This is a genomic window from Pedobacter faecalis (assembly GCF_030182585.1).
GTDB lineage: Bacteria > Bacteroidota > Bacteroidia > Sphingobacteriales > Sphingobacteriaceae > Pedobacter > Pedobacter faecalis.
The window spans coordinates 286,718-301,675 of sequence record NZ_JARXOW010000002.1 but is presented as its reverse complement, the minus strand read 5'-3'; the positions used below and the strand labels follow the sequence as shown (position 1 = coordinate 301,675).

19 protein-coding genes are annotated in these 14,958 nt (G+C 45.2%); 3 read left to right on the top strand and 16 right to left on the bottom strand.

The window, feature by feature from the left end; all coding sequences use genetic code 11:
* The first annotated feature begins 26 nt into the window (after positions 1–26).
* Positions 27–935: a Ppx/GppA phosphatase family protein gene (locus tag QEP07_RS14995; protein WP_285010952.1), complete on the top strand. Its 909-nt coding sequence runs from the start codon at positions 27–29 to the stop codon at positions 933–935.
* On the opposite strand, the gene QEP07_RS14990 is transcribed toward QEP07_RS14995, so the two are convergent.
* The 16 genes from QEP07_RS14990 to QEP07_RS14915 all read right to left on the bottom strand — a co-directional run bounded on the left by QEP07_RS14990 (position 936) and on the right by QEP07_RS14915 (position 12,471).
* Positions 936–1,505 (bottom strand): Maf family protein, encoded by a 570-nt coding sequence (locus QEP07_RS14990; protein ID WP_256007384.1) that lies wholly within the window; start codon positions 1,503–1,505, stop codon positions 936–938.
* 74 nt (positions 1,506–1,579) lie between these two features.
* Positions 1,580–1,972 (bottom strand): DUF4890 domain-containing protein, encoded by a 393-nt coding sequence (locus tag QEP07_RS14985; protein WP_285010950.1) that lies wholly within the window; start codon positions 1,970–1,972, stop codon positions 1,580–1,582.
* An 84-nt stretch (positions 1,973–2,056) separates the two neighbouring features.
* Entirely contained in the window at positions 2,057–2,605 is a 549-nt protein-coding gene (locus tag QEP07_RS14980) for a KdsC family phosphatase (protein WP_285010949.1), read from the bottom strand.
* Complete coding sequence (gene iscX, locus QEP07_RS14975) at positions 2,584–2,826, bottom strand: Fe-S cluster assembly protein IscX (RefSeq protein ID WP_256007381.1); 243 nt, start codon at positions 2,824–2,826, stop codon at positions 2,584–2,586. Before iscX ends, QEP07_RS14980 begins: the two co-directional genes overlap by 22 nt.
* 17 nt (positions 2,827–2,843) lie before the next feature.
* Complete coding sequence (locus tag QEP07_RS14970) at positions 2,844–3,176, bottom strand: 2Fe-2S iron-sulfur cluster-binding protein (RefSeq protein WP_256007380.1); 333 nt, start codon at positions 3,174–3,176, stop codon at positions 2,844–2,846.
* Between the two features lie 41 nt (positions 3,177–3,217).
* Positions 3,218–3,979: a Rossmann-like and DUF2520 domain-containing protein gene (locus QEP07_RS14965; RefSeq protein ID WP_285010948.1), complete on the bottom strand. Its 762-nt coding sequence runs from the start codon at positions 3,977–3,979 to the stop codon at positions 3,218–3,220.
* On the bottom strand, positions 3,976–6,447 hold the full coding sequence (gene ccsA, locus QEP07_RS14960) for a cytochrome c biogenesis protein CcsA (protein WP_285010947.1): 2,472 nt from the start codon (positions 6,445–6,447) through the stop codon (positions 3,976–3,978). The genes QEP07_RS14965 and ccsA (QEP07_RS14960) overlap by 4 nt, the downstream gene beginning before the upstream one ends.
* Positions 6,447–6,857 carry a cytochrome c maturation protein CcmE domain-containing protein gene (locus QEP07_RS14955; protein ID WP_256007377.1) on the bottom strand — a complete coding sequence of 137 codons (411 nt, stop codon included), beginning with the start codon at positions 6,855–6,857 and terminating at the stop codon, positions 6,447–6,449. The genes ccsA (QEP07_RS14960) and QEP07_RS14955 overlap by 1 nt, the downstream gene beginning before the upstream one ends.
* Positions 6,858–7,053: 196 nt before the next feature.
* Entirely contained in the window at positions 7,054–8,475 is a 1,422-nt protein-coding gene (locus QEP07_RS14950) for a Glu/Leu/Phe/Val family dehydrogenase (protein WP_256007376.1), read from the bottom strand.
* Positions 8,476–8,624: 149 nt separating this feature from the next.
* Positions 8,625–8,792: a CcmD family protein gene (locus QEP07_RS14945; protein WP_256007375.1), complete on the bottom strand. Its 168-nt coding sequence runs from the start codon at positions 8,790–8,792 to the stop codon at positions 8,625–8,627.
* A complete protein-coding gene (gene ccsA / locus QEP07_RS14940) occupies positions 8,782–9,450 on the bottom strand; it encodes a cytochrome c biogenesis protein (protein ID WP_285010946.1) in 669 nt (222 codons plus the stop codon). Before ccsA (QEP07_RS14940) ends, QEP07_RS14945 begins: the two co-directional genes overlap by 11 nt.
* A 20-nt stretch (positions 9,451–9,470) precedes the next feature.
* Positions 9,471–10,124 carry a heme exporter protein CcmB gene (locus tag QEP07_RS14935; protein ID WP_256007373.1) on the bottom strand — a complete coding sequence of 218 codons (654 nt, stop codon included), beginning with the start codon at positions 10,122–10,124 and terminating at the stop codon, positions 9,471–9,473.
* Complete coding sequence (locus tag QEP07_RS14930) at positions 10,117–10,527, bottom strand: hypothetical protein (protein WP_256007372.1); 411 nt, start codon at positions 10,525–10,527, stop codon at positions 10,117–10,119. The genes QEP07_RS14935 and QEP07_RS14930 overlap by 8 nt, the downstream gene beginning before the upstream one ends.
* A 5-nt stretch (positions 10,528–10,532) precedes the next feature.
* The gene (gene gldC, locus QEP07_RS14925; RefSeq protein ID WP_256007371.1) at positions 10,533–10,868 is read right to left on the bottom strand and encodes a gliding motility protein GldC; all 336 of its coding nucleotides are present in this window, start codon (positions 10,866–10,868) and stop codon (positions 10,533–10,535) included.
* Entirely contained in the window at positions 10,868–11,143 is a 276-nt protein-coding gene (locus QEP07_RS14920; RefSeq protein WP_256007370.1) for a hypothetical protein, read from the bottom strand. Before QEP07_RS14920 ends, gldC begins: the two co-directional genes overlap by 1 nt.
* Positions 11,144–11,148: 5 nt before the next feature.
* Positions 11,149–12,471: a DEAD/DEAH box helicase gene (locus QEP07_RS14915; RefSeq protein ID WP_256007369.1), complete on the bottom strand. Its 1,323-nt coding sequence runs from the start codon at positions 12,469–12,471 to the stop codon at positions 11,149–11,151.
* 77 nt (positions 12,472–12,548) lie between these two features.
* Between QEP07_RS14915 and QEP07_RS14910 the strand changes: the two genes are divergently transcribed.
* Positions 12,549–13,883 carry a dihydroorotase gene (locus QEP07_RS14910; protein WP_285011147.1) on the top strand — a complete coding sequence of 445 codons (1,335 nt, stop codon included), beginning with the start codon at positions 12,549–12,551 and terminating at the stop codon, positions 13,881–13,883.
* Positions 13,883–14,950, top strand: coding sequence for a DUF3810 domain-containing protein (locus QEP07_RS14905; protein WP_285010945.1), 1,068 nt, complete (start codon positions 13,883–13,885; stop codon positions 14,948–14,950). Before QEP07_RS14910 ends, QEP07_RS14905 begins: the two co-directional genes overlap by 1 nt.
* Positions 14,951–14,958: the final 8 nt, after the last annotated feature.

Sequence of the window (14,958 nt, the reverse complement as noted above, 5' to 3'; positions counted from 1 at the left end):
ATATTTGCTTCATAAAATCGCTTTAAATGATTGTAGCAGTTATAGACCTTGGCACAAATACTTTTCATCTGATTATCGCAGTGGTTGATGCTGGCCTGATGCGTATCCTTCATAAAGAGACGGTAGGCGTGCAACTCGGCCGAAACCGGATCAACGAAAATATTATTACAGGCGAAGCTTTTACGCAAGGCATAGACACACTCGTTTGTTTTCGCGAGCTAATGGATAGCTATGGGGTTGTTAAAGTGCGTGCCGTCGCAACTTCTGCGATACGTAATGCCCTAAACGGGCAGCAATTCGTGGCCGAAGCGGCCGCTAAGGCTGGTATACATCTGGAAGTCATCAGCGGATTGATAGAAGCAGAACTTATATATGCGGGCGTAAGAGCTACAGGTATAATAGACGCTACTGCGCTCACTATAGATATTGGAGGCGGTAGCACTGAATTTATTATTGGCAATAATCAGAAAATACTTTGGAAAAATAGTTATGATATCGGCGTTGCACGATTGCAACAGGCCTTTTTTCGATCGGATCCTATAAGTGCCGACGACCACCTCGCCATACTCCGTCACATTGAATCTGTGACTTCTGACTTGGAGAAGGCATGCGAAGAACACCGACCGAGGCTGATGATTGGATCTGCAGGAGCTTTTGAAACCTTTGCTGCTTTGCTATATCCCGAGGATACCAGTCCAGCGGCAGCGAAGGAATTAGATATGGCTCGATTCAGATCAGTATCTCAGTGGCTAATGACATCGACCCACCAGGAGCGGGCCAACACAAAGGAAATCATTCCATTGAGGGTAGACATGATCGTTATGGCTACAATATTGACCAATTATGTGATTGACATGGTTAAGCCTGACCGTTTTTATCTCTCGGCCTATGATATGAAAATGGGTATGCTCTATACTATGATTGACGGTAACTGATCAGATGGCAAGCAGCGTCTGGTAAAGCTTTTCAGTAGGCAAACCCATCACGTTGGTATAAGATCCGCTGATGCGCTCCACGCCTACCATCCCTATCCAGTCCTGGATCCCGTACGACCCCGCCTTATCGAGCGGATTATATTGTTCAACGTAATAATTGATCTGTTCATCTGTAAGTTCCCTGAATACTACTTCAGTCTCATCGTAAAATGACAGAATATTACCTCGGTAACTGATGGTTACTCCCGTAAATACATGGTGTACTTCTCCGGATAACTGCTTCAACATCCTCACAGCGTCAGTTGAATCTGCAGGCTTGCCAAGAATCTGTCCCTTTGAAGCTACGATGGTGTCTGCGGTGATCACGATATGATCCGCAGTTTGCTCTGGGAAAGCCATGGCCTTCTTTTCAGAAATGAAAACAGCAATTTCAGCAGGGGCCAAGCCCGCGGGATAGCTTTCATCTACTTCTCTGATCTCAACCTTAAATTCAAGATCCATAGCTTTCATGAGTTCTTGCCTTCGTGGCGACTTAGAGGCCAATATAATGGGGAGTGTCTGCTTATACATTCGCTTTGGGTATATCGCAAAAATAACAAAAGCGGCTTAAGCCGCTTTGTTTTTTATTCGTTATTCAAATATTTCTAACGTTGATTCTCTTGCTGACGTTTCCGAATAGCCTCTCTCCGCTCCTCCTGCAATGCAGTAAATGACTTTTTCTGATCATCGGTTAATACGGCAGTGATTTTTTTGTTTGTTTCTTCATTTGCTTTCATCATTACACCCATAAAACCTTCACGATTGTCTCCCAATGAGTCGCGTAATTTTACCATTTTCTTTCCTTGTTCCAGATACAACGCGTTAACTTTCGCCTTTTGCTCATCTGAAAGTTTCAATCGCTCAGACAACACCTCTGTTTGTCTTTTTGCCCGCTCTTCCGGTGTACCCCCCATGCGGCCACGGCGTTGGCCTTCCTGAGCTTGTGAGGACGCTACTACCGCGAATAACAGTCCACAGATCACTAATAATTTTTTCATGTCGTTTTAATGTTTGTAGCAGTTAGAGCCATTGCTGCTATGTTAGTTTAACGTCATTGAGCAACTTAATTGTTACAATCTTCTTTATTTCGCGGAATCGTTTGCGGAAGGGTTTTCATCAAACCATTTGTTTTGCACCCGCATTACCTTTTCAACGACGTCGCGAACTGCTGCTTTCCCGCCATTACAGGGGGAAATATATTGAGAGATAGCCTTTATTTCCACGGCTGCGTCGGCCGGACATACAGGAAGACCAACCATTTGCATGACCTGATAGTCAGGAATATCATCTCCCATATACAATATTTCATTGGCAGATAAATGATGCCTCGAGATGATATCCTTTAATACAGATACTTTGTCGGACACGCCTAGAAATATCTCTTGTATACCCAAACCATCAAAGCGTCGTCTCATGGCTGCACCGTATCCGCCAGATATCACGGCAATCAGGAAACCGCGTTTTACGGCAAGCTGTAATGCGTAGCCATCTTTGATGTTAAAAGTACGTAAATATTCCCCCGTTTCGGAAGCGATGATATCACCGTTTGTGAGTACACCGTCTACATCAAAGATCAGCGTCTTGATCGCATCGAGTTTTTGCAGAAACATCAGTCCTGATTGTCTCTCCATTCATACACCCAGGCTGATTGAATTTGTTCCAGATGCCCTTCGTTACTCTCTTCCCTTGTGCCTTTAAAATTCGGAAGTTCTAGTACCCAGTCAAGCAATTCGGTAAACCTCACACGGTAAATTTTCGCCTCATTGAATTCGTCACCGAATTTTTCGTACAATTCCTGAGCGATGTCTTCGTAGTCGTTCCAGTAGATAGGTAAAGCAAATTTCTCCTGCATAATATATGGTGCTAATGTTAATGGCCTAAAAATTCTGATTGGTCAGGTATAGTGACCTCAATGTCTCCATCTATAACGACACACTGGCAACCCAACCGAGAGGTAATTCTGGGCCGAACGGCGCGGTCAATGAAGTCCTCTTCTTTGTCAGATATTTCCTGGATATTATCCATACCCCGGAGCACATAGACATGACAGGTGCTGCATCCGCATACGCCTCCGCAATTATGCTGGAGTTCTATTCCGTTATCCAGACAGGCATCAAGCACAGACTCCCCACCTGCTATGGGCAACTCTACCGGCTCCTTCCCTGCCTCTTCAAAGTTTATTTTTAGTTTATAAATACTCATAATTTGTTATCAAAAATACGGAGCAAAAACTGCATTAATAACTAATGTTGCGTTTTTTTAATGCTATTGCTCAAAATCTGGTAAATATTAGACAGTTGTGGGTCGCTACTCAGCATCTCCAGATGGGCATCCATCGATCGCTTATCATTACGTACCGCCGGACCGGTCTGCACGTTTTCTGGTAAATCAGCCTGCACTTTATCTGCGGTTTCTCTGATAAGCGGCCTGATCATATCAAAACTCATTTGATGTTTTTCAAGAATCGTATGACTCAATGTGTAGAGGTGATTTACAAAATTACATGCGAACGCTGCTGCCAAATGAAGTGCCCTCCTTTTCTCAGAATCGATATGATATACCTGACTGCCAAGCTCCGCACCCAAACCACTCAAAAAACGCAAAGTTTCCTCATCCGCGGCTTCCACACATAATGGTACTTCAGCAAAGTCTACTTCTTTTTGTATTGAGAATGTTTGCAGAGGATAAAAAACACCATATCGGGCGTGCCCTGCCAATATGTCGACATTCGTAGCGCCCGAAGTATGAACCACAACGCCTTGTACGCCGACAAGTGTTTCGGCTACTTCAGGGATGGCATCATCTTTAACTGCTATTAGATACAGGTCTGCGGCATCTTCAACTTCATCAAGATTTTCAAGCACTTCGGCGCCTACAATACATGCCAACTCAGAAGCATGACTGGCGCTCCTGCTCCATACCTGGACTATTTCATTGCCTGCAGTCTTGAAGGCCCTTGCCAAGTGAGTAGCAACGTTCCCTGATCCTATACACACCACTCTCATCGGACAGTGCCAACCTCCTTTTGCCGTCTGAATATAGAGATCATAAATCCCACAACCATGATGATCGTTCCCAGCCAGTAAAGGTTTATAAACGGGAACTCTATTGATTTGAAAACCACCCAGTCTTTAGCCTGTTGCGGCTTTTCGAATATCTGCAGCTCCATCTTTCCTTCTTCTGGAAGTATTTTGGTAAAACGGAACCTCAATCCAAGATCATCAATATTACGTGCAAAATCGAATATATTGTTGCCTTTAATCAAGTAGATAGGTTCGGCCTTATACACGCGCCCGTTCACATCTACCTCTAGCGGAAGGCCCACAGCCAAATCTCCTGCAGCGAGTTTTAAATCCTTAGCTTCCGGACTGCTGTTTACTCCCTTTACGGTGATCACTCCACTTGCTGTGTGTATGGTGTCACCAATATTAACATTCACAATCCGCGGTGCCTTATAATTATCTTCCTCGCTGCGTCCTTCATGGTCGGCATGTTCTTCCTGTTCCGCAGGGGCACTCGTTACATGCGTATAAATATCATAGGTAAGATAGTGCTTCGTGTCTGGCGATGGAATCAAACCCATTTTCTCATTAGCTTGGATTTGCGGGTTAAGATCGAAGTCTTCCTTCAGCTCACCGGTACGCTCATCATAGACCTTAAAGTTTAACTTATAAAATGTATTGGGTGCAATAACAGTATCGCTAACATATGTCACCGTATACTTACCCATCTTTTTAGGCTCATTTTTATACAAGACAATGTTTTCTCCCGGTTTCTCCACCTTCTCGAAATCCTTCACAGGAATGAAGTTAGATGCGTTTAGAGAAATAGGCTTATTGGTAGCCGCAGCAACAAGTGCTCCCAACAGAAGCATTGCAAACCCGATATGCGCGACAGCTGCGCCAGCTAGCTTGCGCTTTCCACCAAAGACCTGTCGGAGTATTGTACCATTAGACAATATGGCAAAAATGCAGCTGAATGCTAATAGAATGTACATGAAGTTGTTGTAGATGCCAGCTATGTATACGAACGCAGCCGTCACAATCGCTGAGAACACCAGAGAGGCGATAAGCCCGCTGAAAAACTTGCGTGCATCCGTCCGCTTATATCTCATGAACTGGGAAAAACCGGATATCAGGGTGATGAGCACCGCAAAGGGAGCCTGTCGCTGATTGTAGTATTTTACAGCATCGATAGGCGGGGCGAAGTTGGTACCGAATGCCGCGTTAAAAACCGGTACCGAAGTCGTAAAAATCACCTGGATACAGGCGACGGTAATAACGAGTGCGCCAATAAACATCCAGAATTCCCGAGAATAAGTCTCCTCGTCTTTATTGGTAATCGGAAGCTCTTTCCATCTGACCACAAGAAGTCCCGCGGGAATAAGGAGAAACAGCAGGTTGTAAAGAATCAGGTGACCAAACATTCCGAGATCGGTGAATGAGTGTACCGAGGTATCTCCCAAAATACCGCTTCTTGTTAAAAACGACGCATATAACACAAGCACAAAGCTCAGCAATACCAATGCAATCGCGGTGAAATAGGCGTGACCGGTATTTTTAAAAACAATCATGACATGAACACCGGCAATCAGCGTAAGCCATGGAATCAATGATGCATTCTCTACCGGGTCCCAAGCCCAGAAACCGCCAAAGTTGAGCGCTTCATAGGCCCAAAAGGATCCCATGATAATACCCGCACCTAATATCATCACAGCAAAAAGCGCCCAGGGCATAGCTGGCTTTATCCATTCGGTATATCTCTTTTGCCAAAGCGCGGCTATCGCATAAGAAAAAGGCACTACCATGCTTGCAAACCCCAGGAATAAGGTGGGCGGATGTATAACCATCCAATAATTTTGCAACAGAGGGTTCAGACCACGTCCATCTGTGATAAACTTAAGGTAGTTCTTATAATTCTCCGTGTCAGCGAACACTACTGGAGCCATTTCACGAAGGTTTACCGCTTCTCTTAACAGTATAAAAGGTGAGCTGCCTATTCTTTCACCGAATATGTCAACGCCCAGAAGCATGGAACATAGAAATACCTGCGACAGAGCAACCACCATCATGACTCCATTTTCCCAGGACCTTGCTTTCCGGATCAGTATAACTCCGAGGAGCGACTGCCAGAAGGCCCATAACCAAAAACTGCCCTCCTGCCCTTCCCAAAATGCAGATACGATATAGTATACCGGCAATTCTTTTGAAGAATGGGAATACACATAATAATACTCATTGTTATGGTTCAGGATAAGATAGAACAAGGTGATACCGATACCGATAACACTTACCCAGTTGATCATAAAGGAAACCCGGCCGATTACAGTCCATGAGTGATCGCCAGAATCCTTACTACGCGTGGCAAAACAATAAGCGATGGAGGAAAGCAAAGCGGCACCAAAGGCAAGCACAATAAAAAACTGGCCGATTTTACCGGGAAGGAGGTTTTCTCCAATAAATTGTAAATCCATTAATTACTTTTCTCTACTGTACCATCCTGCTTAACCTCGACAAGGTCGTCGTTATATTTAGATGGACATTTCATCAATATTTTTGAAGCGTAAAATGTGCCTTCCTTCATCTCGCCAATTAGAACAAGCTTTTCGGAGCGTTCAAAGTCTTGCGGTTTGGTTCCTTTATATACCACTTTGTTTATTTTACCCTTTTCATCTCTCATGTAAAAAGCAAAGTGATTGGCATCTTTCCGTGCATCGTAATAGGTGCCTCTGCTTTTTTCCCAATATCCCATAACATGAAACTCTCTGGAATCTTTGGCAGCTTCTGTAAACGTAGAATAGGTACTGGTATCTGCATTCAGACTAACAAGAAAACCCACACAGATTGCTATCGTTATTAAACCAATAATGGCACTTTTCCTCATGTTGTACTAAAAGTTTATAGAACCCATACAAAGATAAAAAATATAAGTGCCCCGGATACATTGCAAGGATCCAATTGCCCGCTGCAGTCATATATTGATAGTTCTCTGACAAAGAATGAAATATCTCACCACCCTACAAAAGAAACGCCTGAAGGTTTTCTCTTCAGGCGTTTGCAGTATATTTGATGCGTGCAGATTATGGCCAGATACCCAGGCTCATATAAGACACGGCAATTTTGTCGATAGCGCCAACAAAGGCAGCAGTTCTAAGGGTCTGTACGCCCGGCTTTGTGATCAGATTCTCCCTGATCTCATGGTACGAGTGGATCATGGTATCTTCCAGGCCGGAGTTTACAAGTTCCAGTTCCGAAGCACCCTTCACAATCATGACCCTGTGTTCCGCTGGAATTTGCTTGCCAGTTAAACTTTCGAGTGTATTGATGAGGTTAGCATTTGAATTTTCGGCATAACGGTTCTCCATACGACCAAAAGCCACGTGCGAGAGATTCTTTAACCATTCAAAATAGGAAACAGTAACACCACCCGCATTGCAATACATGTCCGGGATGATTATTCCACCCATCTCTGTGAATATGGCTTCAGCCTCCGGAGTCGTCGGCCCGTTAGCCCCTTCTGCGATAATTTTGGCTTTAATATTTCTGATATTTGTCTCGGTTATCTGATTTTCGAGTGCTGCAGGAACCAGTATATCGCATGGCTGTTCGAGTCCTTCCATGGAATTCTTGAAATCAGTTGCCCCAGGGAAACCCAGGATTGATCCTGTATTCTTGCGATGAGCGAATACTTCGTCAATATTCAAGCCATTTGCATTGTAAATAGCACCCTCAAATTCGCATATCCCTACTATGGTCGCCCCAAATTCTGCAAGAAATTTCGCTGAATGGTACCCCACATTTCCCAAACCTTGGACTATGACTCGCTTGTTGCCCAGCCCAGCGGTTAAACCGATCTTCTCCATGTCTTCAGCAACGTTAACGCACTCCCTTACCGCATAGGCAACACCCCTTCCGGTAGCTTCCTTACGCCCCCGGATACCGTGCAATGCTATCGGCTTCCCTGTCACGCAACCTAGGGCGTCCAACTGACCCGGGTGCATGGTCATATACGTATCGGCAATCCAGCTCATTTCACGTTCTCCAGAGCCATAGTCAGGCGCTGGGACATCAATACCAGGCCCGATAAAGTTCTTCTTGATTAGTTCGGTAGTATAGCGTCTTGTTATCGTTTCGAGTTCGGCAACAGTATAATTCTTGGTGTTTATAGCAATGCCACCCTTCGCACCACCAAAGGGAACATTAACGATCGCGCACTTATAGGTCATTAGAGCCGCAAGAGCCATCACTTCATCCTCATTCACCATATCGCTGTAGCGGATCCCTCCTTTTGTTGGGTTCATGTGCTGTGAATGCTCTACGCGCCAGGCGTCGATAACCTCGAAACCGTTGCCCCTGCGGATTGGGAACTGGAAACGGTACACGCTGTTACAAGCCTTAATTTGGTTTAACAATCCTTCCGGATGCGAGGTAAATTGTGCTGCACTGTCAAAGTTCTTGCATACGTCTGCAAAAAAATTGGTTTCGTTTGCTGTATTAGCCATTGTTTTTTATGAATTTGAAATAAGTTCCTATTCGGTATGCGTGCAAAATTGCCTAAAAAAAAACGATTAAAACAAGTATCAAAACACTTAGTGTAACTGAAACACTAGGCCGGAAAAACATCAAAAACACAGCCTACAGGCGCTTTTGGTCAACTTTTTAACGAAGAATTCCGCTCAATTTTTTTTAATCTTTTTTCTATGGAAAACAGATAAAGCAGTAATCCTGCCAGAATAAGCACAATGCAGGCTACAACAACATAGATCTTGCCTGAAGCATATACACTTTCTGAAAGTGTGAAACATAGGTTATTTATCATTCTGAAGGTTTTTTTTCTCCAAAAGACGGAGCCGGTAAAAAATGCTGTAAATCCAGCAGCCAATTAGTATCCAACCCACACAGGCAGGATAAAAGATCAATCGCATCCTACTGTCAAGGTCATAGGCATTAAACCCGGGGTTGCCTCCATTTCCAGGGTGCAATGAATCAGAGAGACGCGGCAGTACAAACAAAAGCACGACCATAATGGGAAACGCAAAGACGTTATAGACTGAAGCAATTTTTGCACGCTTCTGTTCTTCATCAATCGCATTGCGCAACACCAGGTAAGCGAAATACAATAACAAGGCGATAGCTGCAAAATTTTGTTTGACATCAAAACTCCATGCCTGACCCCAGGTAAACCTGGCCCAGATAGCGCCCGTCACAATCCCCAGAACACCGTACACTACGCCTACATTGACAGCTTCGACCGCTTTAATATCGTCAACTGAGTTGTTTGTCCTCAGATACTTCACGCTGTGGAAGACGGAAATACTGAAAAGTACAATCATACCAAACCACATAGGAACGTGAAAATAGAGGTTTCTGATACTTTCGTGCAAAATCGGCAGTTGCGGAACGTCAGATAATAAACCGCCGACCGTTGAGTAGACGACGAGTACGGCACCTAATATTTTCCACCAATTGCTAGTCATATATTCTGCGAATATTCTTTTCAGTCGCGCCAAAGGTAAGGAAATAACAACAAAGTAACAGCGCAGACTAAGCCATTGATGATCATTAACAGACCGATCTCATCCGTGCTCACACTGCGATCGAGCCCATCTATTGCGTTCTTCGTAAGCTTGATCAGCAAAACGATAACCGGAATAACGACGGGAAAACTAAGTATCGCCATGAGCATACCACCATTGCCGGCTTTGGAGGCAATGGCCGATATCATTGTGAAGATGGTAGAGAAACTCATGCTGCCCAGCAATGCTGCCAGGAGATAGAGTCCAAGATCACGAGGCACATAGTCAAACACAAGCATATAAAACAATAAGGCTATGACGGTAAGTGCCGACATCAGCAAAACATTGTACAACGTTTTTGATATAATAAGCGCAAGAGGACTGGCCATAGTGTAGATGTACAATTGCCGCCCCCTGCTTTCCTGCAGGAAGCTTTTAGAGATAGCGTTAATAGATGCGAAAAGCATAATAATCCAAAAAAGCGCGTTCCAGGTGAGCGGCGCTGGTCTGACAAAGGAGAGAAAGCAGACAAATACGGTAGATACGACATACAGCAATACTCCATTGAGGGCATATCTGGAGCGCCATTCCAGCAGCGCCTCCTTCATAATCAGATATTTTATCTCTTTAAGCACCGGTTGTAACCTGACTGGTGGGCACTTTTCGCCGTCTCACTGTTGCAAGCACAAAAGCCCCGGCAAAAATGATGTACCAGCCCCATTTGTATTTTACCATGCCCGCGGCCAGGTTCACCAGCTTTTTAAAGTGAAGAAAGCTGAACGAGTCCTGAGCTTGAAAATAAATTCCCGCAAGCGTGATCAGCGCCAGGATGATTGCCGCAACTCCCGCGAAGCGGACTAAAAACGGCTTCGCCAAAAACGCGCCGGCAAATCCGAGCGCAACGAAAATATAGAAGATTACGGCCAACCGCATGTCGATGTCAAAGTAATTCCAGTTGCCTGTAATTGGAATACGCATAAGCGGACTCATGCCACCCGCCGCCATCAATGCTGATCCGATAATTGCCTGCGTTCTCATTGCTTTTACCCTCTGGTGTTGATACCCATTTTGTCCGCGAAATGCGCACAATAGTCGCGCAAATCCTCAATGATTAGCTTTTCTCCCGTTGCTTTCAGAAAGCTATCGCCCATAGTTTGCAAGGTCTCATAAAAAAAACGCTTCATTTCATCTACAGGCATATCTTTGGTCCAAAGGTCAATGCGCATGGAGTTCTTGTAATTGTGGTCCCACAGGGCCAGCATCATCGATTTAACGGCAACCTTTTCCTGGGTCTGTGCATCTGTCGATTCCCATAGGATATTTTCCGGAACGTTGTTATCGTCCAACTCAACTGTAATCTTAATTTCTGCTTGTTTCATTAACTTATACTAGCTTTTACAATAAATACAACAATAATTACAAATAGGATGAGTACGCCTTCCAGCAGCCAGAGCTTTCTAAGCGAAGGAACAAACTTTCTGAAGGCCTGGTCGGACAGAAACGAGACGAAGGCCGACAGAATTGCCAGCGCCGCTATCGTCCACGAAATATCTATATGCTCCGACTGCTGTTCTCCGCCCTTCAGCAACAGCCAGCCCGCCGTTACAAGGCAGAGCGCAGTGACGATGTTTAACGGGGTGAGCCTGACTTTCATGCAACCTATTTTTTAAATTTCTTCTTCTTCCAGGGCGGAACCTTTGACGATTTCTTGCGGGCAGCGGCAGCAATGGCTGCAGCATTCTTCTTTTCGTGGAAGGCTCCTTTAAAATCTGGATTCTCCTTACGCTTCTGATCATCTATAGCTCTGGCCATAGCCTGCTTCTCCTCATACGGGGTTTCTTCAATAAACAGGCCTTGGGGCAAAGGTACAAGAGGAATTTGCTGCCTGATCAGTTTCTGTATTTTTTCAATGTAATATTTTTCGGCAGGCGTACAGAAGGTCAGCGCATCGCCTTTGGCGAAAGCCCTTCCTGTGCGACCGATACGGTGCACATAATCTTCGATAATGATAGGCACATCGAAGTTGATCACATGGCTCACCTCTGAAACATCAATCCCCCTGGCCGCAACATCGGTAGCAACCAGCACCCTGATGTTCCCCTCCTTGAAATCATTGATTGAATTGATACGTGTGTTTTGCCCTTTGTTCGCGTGGATCACGCGCACAGCCTCAGCGCCAAACCGCCGTTCGATAAAGCTGAAAATATTGTCGGCCACCGTTTTCGTCTTACAAAAAATGATCACCCGTTTAAAATCCTCATCATCTTCCATCAGATAACGAAGCAGGTTGATCTTCGTCTTGAAATTAGGCACCTCGTACAAGACCTGTGTAACGGTCGACGCCGGCGTGGCCTGCTGGGCAACTTCAACAATTGTGGGATGCTTCAAAAAATCCCCAGCTATCTTCTGGACCAGATCACTCATGGTTGCAGAGAAAAGCAGGTTTTGCCGCTTGCGGGGTACAACCTCAAGTATGCGATGTATCGAACCGATAAAGCCCATATCCATCATTTTATCCGCCTCGTCCAGCACAAGGAACTTCAGGTACTGCGGATTGATATGCCCTGCCAGGTATAAGTCCAGAAAACGGCCTGGCGTCGAAACCAGAATATCTACGCCTTTACCAAGCTGTTCAATCTGGGTTTTTGGCCCCAGCCCCCCGTATAACACCACTGTCCGGAGGTCGGTATACTTTGCGAAAAGCCTGGTATGTTCGGTAATCTGCATGGCCAGCTCACGCGTTGGAGCCAGAACTAAGGCTCTCGGCGCATCACCCTGTGCATATTTAAGTTTCATGATCATAGGCAGCAGGTACGCCGCTGTTTTCCCGGTCCCTGTTTCAGCTATTCCGAAGAGGTCCTGACCCGATAGTACAGGTGCAATTGCCTTTTCCTGAATGGGCGTTGCGGTGGTAAACCCGGCATCAGCTACGGCATTCAATATTTGTCTGTTCAGGTTGAATTCTTCAAATTCTTTAGGCATTCTGCAAACTTAGGCATTTTTTTACCGGCTGCCTCATGCCCTTTGAAAACCTCAGCTTATTTTCTAAGTTTGACAGCATGAACACCATCCTGATAAAAGGGGCTTCAATTGTAAATGAAGGCCAGATCATTGTTGCAGATGTATTAATTCGCGACGGTTTTATACACAAGATCGCAAGTTCCATAGGGGAACAGGCAGACCAGGAAATCAACGCTGATGGCTTACATCTTTTCCCCGGGATGATTGACGATCAGGTGCATTTCAGGGAGCCGGGGCTAACTCATAAAGCTGACATCTTTACAGAAAGTATGGCTGCAGTTGCCGGAGGGATTACATCCTACATGGAAATGCCCAACACCGTACCTAATACCTTGACCCAATCACTGCTTGCCGATAAATATGCTATCGCGTCAGAAGTGTCACTGGCAAACTATTCCTTCTTTATGGGTGCTTCGAACGACAATCTGGAAGAAGTACTTAAAACAGACCCTGCGAATGTATGCGGCATTAAAGTGTTCATGGGATCGTCTACGGGTAATATGCTTGTGGACAATGAAACCGTGTTAGAGAATATATTTAAACACGCACCGATGCTCGTGGCCACCCACTGCGAAGATGAGGCGACTATCAGAGCTAATATGGCCCGGTTCAAAGCGGACTATGGCGAGAACATTTCAATCGATATGCATCCGCTTATCCGAAGCGCAGAGGCTTGCTATAAATCGTCTTCATTAGCTGTAGAACTTGCAAAAAAATATAACACGAGGCTTCATATCCTTCATATTTCAACGGCCAGGGAGGTTGGCCTGTTCGACAATTCCGTTGGCCTTGCAGCTAAGAAGATTACGGCAGAGGCCTGTATACATCACCTGTGGTTTGACGACCGTGACTATGCAACTAAAGGCAACTGGATCAAATGGAATCCGGCCGTTAAAACGGAATCCGATAAAAAAGGTATTTTGCAAGGTGTCCTTGATGGTTATATCGATGTGATTGCTACAGACCATGCCCCACATACTATTGCAGAAAAAGAGCAACCTTACTTACAGGCTCCTTCCGGCGGCCCATTGGTTCAGCATGCGCTCTCAGCCTTACTGGAAATGTATCATCAGGGAAGAATTAGTCTGGCACAGATCGCAGAAAAGACCGCACACAATGTGGCAACATGCTTTAACATTGACAGGCGCGGCTATATCCGTGAGGGCTATTGGGCAGATTTGGTGCTCGTAAATTTGAATGACCCGGTCAAGGTGACGCGTGCAAACGTGCTTTACAAGTGCGGTTGGTCGCCTTTCGAGGGGCAGATCTTTCAATCGGAGATTACGCACACTTTGGTATCCGGCGTACTCGCATACCATAAGGGTAAGTTTATGACCAACCAAACCGGAAAGCGATTAAACTTCAACAGGTAATGTATGTCGCCGCCAGCCCCGCCTTAAGAAAGCTTCTCTGGCTGATGCTGGCGTCTATTATCGTATATATATTGGGCTATAGCGATATTACGGTTGAGGTGCTGTATTCACGTGGCCTTTATCAGCTTACTGCAATTCTCCAGCGTACGATCAGCAGTATGCTACCATTCGCTATCGGCGATTTGTTGTATGTATCACTCGTTATTTATATTATCCGGCAGCTAGTCCGCTTTTGTATCCGATTAAAGTCTGGTGGCGCAGGTCGCCCTGAGTTTAAGTTGCTCTTTATACAGACTGCCAGCTTCTTGTTAATACTTTATCTCCTATTTAAGCTGTTATGGGGATTAAACTATTCGCGCCCTCAGGTACACAAGCAATTAGGCATCGCCAACGAGAAATACACAACCGCGCAGCTTGTGCAACTCGGATCGTTTTTTATAGGGAGGCTGAATAGTCTGGATCACGTCGAAAACAGGCGCTACAATATCAATGAACTTCGCGACATCGCTAGTGCAGCCTACCGGAGACTGGAAAATCAATATCCGCTCTTTCGATACAACCAGCCTTCGGTGAAGCCCGTGCTGAACAGTTACCTGATTACGCGGGCGGGGATTGAAGGCTATTACAATCCGCTTTCTGGAGAGGCTAATGTAAACATGCGCCTGCCGTCAGTATCTCTACCCTTCGTAACCTGCCATGAAATCGCTCACCAATTGGGCATAGGCCGAGAAGACGAAGCCAACCTGGTTGGTTACCTCGCAGCGGTCAACAGCACGGATGATAATTTTCGCTACTCGGCTGCATACGCTATGCTCAAAAGCATCCTGTTTGAAATCAGGATCAAATCGCCTGAAGACTATGAAAAACTCTATCAGACAATAAATCAGAAAACCATCAAAAATCTCGAGAAAGACCGTAACTTTTGGCGTCAGTACAACAGCGGGATGTTTGCTTATATGGATGTCGCGTTCGACCGCTTTCTTAAGCTGAACAACCAAAAAAAAGGCACCGACAGCTACCAGGATATAGTACTTTGGCTTTACAATATCCATAAAAAAGATTTGTAAATTTGCCA